General features: G+C 56.1%; 2 protein-coding genes and 1 pseudogene. All 3 read right to left on the bottom strand.

From position 1 onward, the window contains the following. Positions 1 to 415: 415 nt before the first annotated feature. A complete protein-coding gene (locus B2M20_RS04190) occupies positions 416 to 2641 on the bottom strand; it encodes an efflux RND transporter permease subunit (RefSeq protein ID WP_420799264.1) in 2226 nt (741 codons plus the stop codon). Positions 2642 to 2694: 53 nt separating this feature from the next. Then, positions 2695 to 3870: pseudogene (locus B2M20_RS04185) on the bottom strand (efflux RND transporter permease subunit); the annotation flags it as partial. Positions 3871 to 3873: 3 nt separating this feature from the next. Then, on the bottom strand, positions 3874 to 5022 hold the full coding sequence (locus B2M20_RS04180) for an efflux RND transporter periplasmic adaptor subunit (RefSeq protein WP_079445835.1): 1149 nt from the start codon (positions 5020 to 5022) through the stop codon (positions 3874 to 3876). Positions 5023 to 5420: the final 398 nt, after the last annotated feature.

Raw genomic sequence — 5420 nt, 5'->3', positions numbered from 1 at the left:
CCCAGACGAGCGATGCCGATACCGGGATGAATGCGAATGCTCTTGATCTTCTCGGCCAAAGCTCATTGTCTCCAGAAATCGCTATTGTCGGAAAGAGCACCGGAAACATCAATATCCAAGCATCCTCACCTAAAGGAGGATCAAATAATACTTTTGACGAAAGAAATTCGGGTTGCTTAGAGCGATGCCTTAACGATTTTCCAATCCAGCAGGTCACCGCTCGCAGCGCTGGCGGTCCCCGGCAGCAACAGGACAGAGACAGTTGCGCACCCTTTGACAAAATCTCTCCGCTTGATGTCCATGATCTGTCGCCTCCCGGTAGCGTGGCCCTGCTGAAGGACAATTCGAGGCGCCCGCTGCCGCCAGGCTTTGTACCGGTGCTCGGTTCTGACCCTGAGCGGCGTAGCAGAGGGACTCATTTTTTTGCCGGGTTAGCATCGGCCATCTTTCTCCGGTCAAAGAATCGACTGGTTCGCTCTCTGATAGATTCCCAGAAGACGTAGAGCATCGGGATTAAGAACAGTCCGATACTACTCGCAGCGATCATGCCGACGAATACCGGCGTGCTGACCGCCTGCCGCGCGATCTCCGATGCGCCCCTCGCCCACACCAGGGGTGCCAGTCCGAGGATGAACGCGATCGACGTCATCAGCACGGCGCGGAACCGCATTTCGGCGCCAAGAGCAGCAGCCTGCTCAAGACCCAGCCCTTGCTCACGCTGCTCCTTGGCGAACTCAACGATCAGGATGGCATTCTTCGCGGCCAGCGCGATCAGAACGACGAGTCCGATCTGCGCATAAAGATCGAGCGTGAGGCGCGCAATCAAAATCCCGGCAATGGCACCGAGCACACCGATAACCACCGAAAACAGAACCGGAATAGGAATGATCCAGCTCTCGTAGAGAGCGACCAAAAAGAGAAATGCGAACAGCAACGCCATGCCGAGCACGATCATGGTCTGGCCGCTCGCCGCCTGTTCCTGATAGGCAGTCCCGGTCCATTCGAATGCGTAGCCAGGTGGGAGCGTCTTGGCAGACACCTCGGCCATGGCGTCCAATGCCGTACCCGAGGCTACGCCCGGAGCCGGGCTGCCGTTGATGGTCACCGAGCGATAATTGTTGTATCGCGTGATGACTTGCGGCCCGGTCACGGTGCGCGCCGATGCAATCGACTGTAGCGGCACCATTTCACTTTTTGAATTTCGGATGTAGGTCTTCCAAAGGGAAGATATATCGCGCCGATCCGTTGCCTCGGCTTGCAAATTGACCTGCCAGGTCCGGCCGAAAAGGTTGAAATTATTGATGAAGTAACCACCTAGCGTCGCTTGCAGCGTGGTGAAAACGTCATTGAGCGTGATGCCGAGCGACTGCGCCTTCTCGCGATCGATATCAAGAAAGATCGAAGGCGCGTTGGCTCCGTATGTCGAGAAGACCCGTGAAAGTCGCGGGTCCTGATTGGCTGCCGCGATCAGTCCCTGAACCACCGAGCCCATCGCTTTCGGGTCGGCACCTTCCAGATTCTCGAGCTGATATTCGAAACCGCCGGTGGTTGATAATCCCACGATGGGAGGGAGATTGAAGGGCAATACAGTCGCAGTGCGTATTTGCTGTGTCGCGTCAAACAGCTGCGCAATCAGGGCTTGAGCCGAATCGGCCACACCGGTGCGCTCTTCGAATGGCTTCAGCTTGACGATCATAAACGCATTGTTGCTGGCAGCATAGCTGTCGAGCAGCGAGTAGCCGATGATCGAAATGGTGTCCCGCACTTGGGGCATCCCCTTGAGGACGCTCTCGACCTTCTTGACGGCTTCGCTTGTCCGGTTGACCGAAGCGCCATCCGGCAATTGAACGTTAATGAAGAATGTTCCCTGATCCTCCTCCGGCAGGAAGCCCGTGGGGGTAACCCGCATTAAACCAAAAATTCCCAGACCGAATGCAGCAACCAGCACCATTGATATGACCGACAGCCGCAAGGTCTTGCGAACGACTGTGGCGTAGCCGTCGCGCACCTTGTCGATTCCTTGTCCGATGCGTCCCATAATGCCGCGCCGGGGAGAATGACGAAGGAAAACTGTGCACAGCGCCGGAGACAGTGTCAGCGCATTGATCGCCGAGATGAGCACCGCAGCACTGATCGTCACGGCGAACTGGCGAAACAGTTCACCCGAAATGCCGGCGATGAAGGCGATAGGGACAAATACCGACAGCAGGACCAAAGTGATGCCGATAATCGGCGCCGTTACCTGCGCCATCGCTTTTTTCGTCGCTTCCGCAGGCGATAGATCCGGCTCTTCCTCCATGACGCGCTCGACGTTCTCGACCACGACAATTGCGTCATCCACGACGATGCCGACCGCGAGCACCAGCGCCAGCAACGAGACGGTATTGGCCGAATAACCAAGCATAAGAAGAACAGCGAAGCTTCCGACCAAGCTAACTGGAATGGCAATGATTGGAATGATGGTCGCGCGCAGATTGCCGAGAAACAGGAACACGACAATGCCGACGAGAACAAATGCCTCGATAAGCGCCTTTATGACCGCGCTGATCGTATCTCTGACGAAAACCGTCGAATCATGCACCACGCGAGCTTGCAGCCCCTCGGGAAAGCGATCTCGGAGCTTTTCCAGGGTTGCGTTCACAGCCTTTGATACTGTGAGGGCATTGGCGCCAGGCGACAGATAGATACCGAATTGGCCGAATAACCAAGCATAAGAAGAACAGCGAAGCTTCCGACCAAGCTAACTGGAATGGCAATGATTGGAATGATGGTCGCGCGCAGATTGCCGAGAAACAGGAACACGACAATGCCGACGAGAACAAATGCCTCGATAAGCGCCTTTATGACCGCGCTGATCGTATCTCTGACGAAAACCGTCGAATCATGCACCACGCGAGCTTGCAGCCCCTCGGGAAAGCGATCTCGGAGCTTTTCCAGGGTTGCGTTCACAGCCTTTGATACTGTGAGGGCATTGGCGCCAGGCGACAGATAGATACCGATCGTGACCGACGGATCGCCGTTTAGCCGGCTAAAGGTATCCTGATTCTGCGCTCCCAGCTCGATCCGCGCGACATCCTTGACCTGCAGCACCGAACCGTCGGGATTGGCTCGAATGACGATGGCGCCAAATTGCTCCGGAGTCGTAAGGCGTCCCTGCGTCTGCAGATTTAACTGAAACTGCTGATCCTCAGGAATCGGACGAGCTCCAAGACGGCCGATCGGCGCCTGGACGCTCTGAGCCTGAACGGCGCGAATGACGTCAGAGGGTCCCAAACCGAGGCTCGTCAATCGTGCGGTATCGAACCAGATCCGCATCGAATAGTTTTCGCGCCCAAATAGAAGCGCCTGCCCCACGCCCGATATCCGCGACAACTCGTCCAGGACGTTGATGATGGCGTAATTGGTGATGGTCAGCGGATCGAGCTTGCCGCCCTCACTGTAGAGCGTAATGAACTGAAGGACTGACGACGTTCGCTTTTGAACGGTCAATCCCTGAAGTTGCACCTCTGGCGGCAGACTAGCCATCGCGGTCTGAACGCGGTTATTGACGTTGACGGTATTAATATCGGGATCTGTACCGAGAGCAAAACTGACGTCCAGATTATAACTTCCATCGGCGCCGCTACTGCTCTTCATGTAAATCATCTTGTCGACGCCGACGACCCTGGACTCGATTGGCTGCGCCACCGTCGCCTCCAACACCGAGGCGGAAGCACCTGGATAGACCGCCGAGACCTGAACCTCTGGCGGAACGATATCGGGTAATTGAGCGACAGGGATGCGCGAGAGTGCTAGCAGACCCGCAAGGGAAATGACGATGGCAATGACAATCGCCATGCGGGGGCGATCGATAAAATAATCTGAGAGCATGCGTTATCTCCCAGCAGATATTGATGACGCCGGTGCCGGCGAGACCGCAAGATTTGGCCGGACCCGTTGGATGCCTTCCACGACGACTCGCTCATCCGGTTGCAAGCCATCGACGACCCCCGCGACGTCAGGGGTTGATTGTCCCAATTTCACGCGGCGTTGTTCGGCCACGTTCTTATCGTTGACCACGAACACATAATCGCCCTGCTGGTCGGCAAGGATCGCGGCGCGCGGAACCGCCAACACCTTGAGCGGTTCGACAGCCTCAAGCAAGACGGTGACAAACTCCTGGTCCGTCAATTCGTAAAGCTTCTTCTCCTCGACTGTCTGAATCCTCGAATTGGGAATTGTGCCGCGCAAGATGAGAGTGTCGGTATCCTTAGCAACGCCGATATCGACGAATTCGAGCTTGCCGGTTTGACCGTATATTTCTCCATTCGGTAAGCGCACGCGTATCTGCACGGCATGATAGCCGCCCTTATCGGCATAGCGTTCCCTTAGTTCGAGAACGCGGCGCACCGAGACAGGAAAGATCACGTACATGGGATCCGGACTGACGATCGTGGCCAGCGTTCCGCTGGAAGGACTGACAACGTTGCCGACCGTAAGCGAAGTTCGGCCAATGAGGCCGTCGATTGGTGCTTTTATTTCGGTGTAATCGAGATTTATCTGCGCTTGGTGGAGCTGCGCTTGCGCGGCCTTCAGCTGCGCTGCCGCCGTGCGCTGCGCCGCCAGCGCGGTGTCGGCTGTGACCTGCGTACCGGAATTCTTCCGCAATAGTTCCTGCGCGCGGAAAAGCGCGAGATCTGCGTTCTCAAGTTGAGCCTTAGCTTCGGCAACCGCCGCTTCCTTAGCTTCGACCTCTGCTTGGAAAGGCGCGCGCTCGAGCCGATATAAGACCTGGTCTTTCTTGACGTCGGCACCTTCCACAAAAAGCCGTTCGTCCATGAACGCAGTGACACGCGCAACCAGATCGACCCGGTTCCGAGCCTGAATGCGGCCGTTGATTTCGGTACTCTCTGCCATCGGTTTGAATTCAACTGCAACAACTCCGACCGCTGGGGGCGCAGCGGAGCTCACTTGCGCAATCGCAGATGTTGCCGACAGAAATGCTCCAGCAATGAAGATGTAGACCGATGAGAGAGCGCGCATGGCTTCATATCTCCTAACAATCGGTGTGGTAGGCCGGCTCTCTTTACGCGTGGAACATATGGCCTACAGCGCTTGCTGTTCGCAAATCGTACGGCGACCCGGAGGCGATTGTGAAGCTAACTATCATAGCGAAGTGTATATGAGGGTGAGGAGGAGTAAAGCGCGAGGGTGGAACGCCCTACTTGATTATGGTGGCCTAACGCTCTTTTGCGACGAGCGATAAGTCGAAGGTGAGGTAATAGTTGCGTGCGCTATTTTGACGGGTGACTATGACGAGCGGCCAAAAAACCGATCAATATAGTGATTTTTTGATCCAGACAGGACGAACCAGATGTCGACTCAGCAATTTGCCGAACGGGGCTTTCGGGCAGCTGTAGTCCGTCAGAAAGGCGGGCCCT

This window comes from Nitrobacter vulgaris (genome assembly GCF_002028545.1).
In the GTDB taxonomy this organism is placed as follows: domain Bacteria; phylum Pseudomonadota; class Alphaproteobacteria; order Rhizobiales; family Xanthobacteraceae; genus Nitrobacter; species Nitrobacter vulgaris.
The sequence above is the reverse complement of the archived record's forward strand: the minus strand, read 5'-3'. Positions and strand labels throughout refer to the sequence as shown.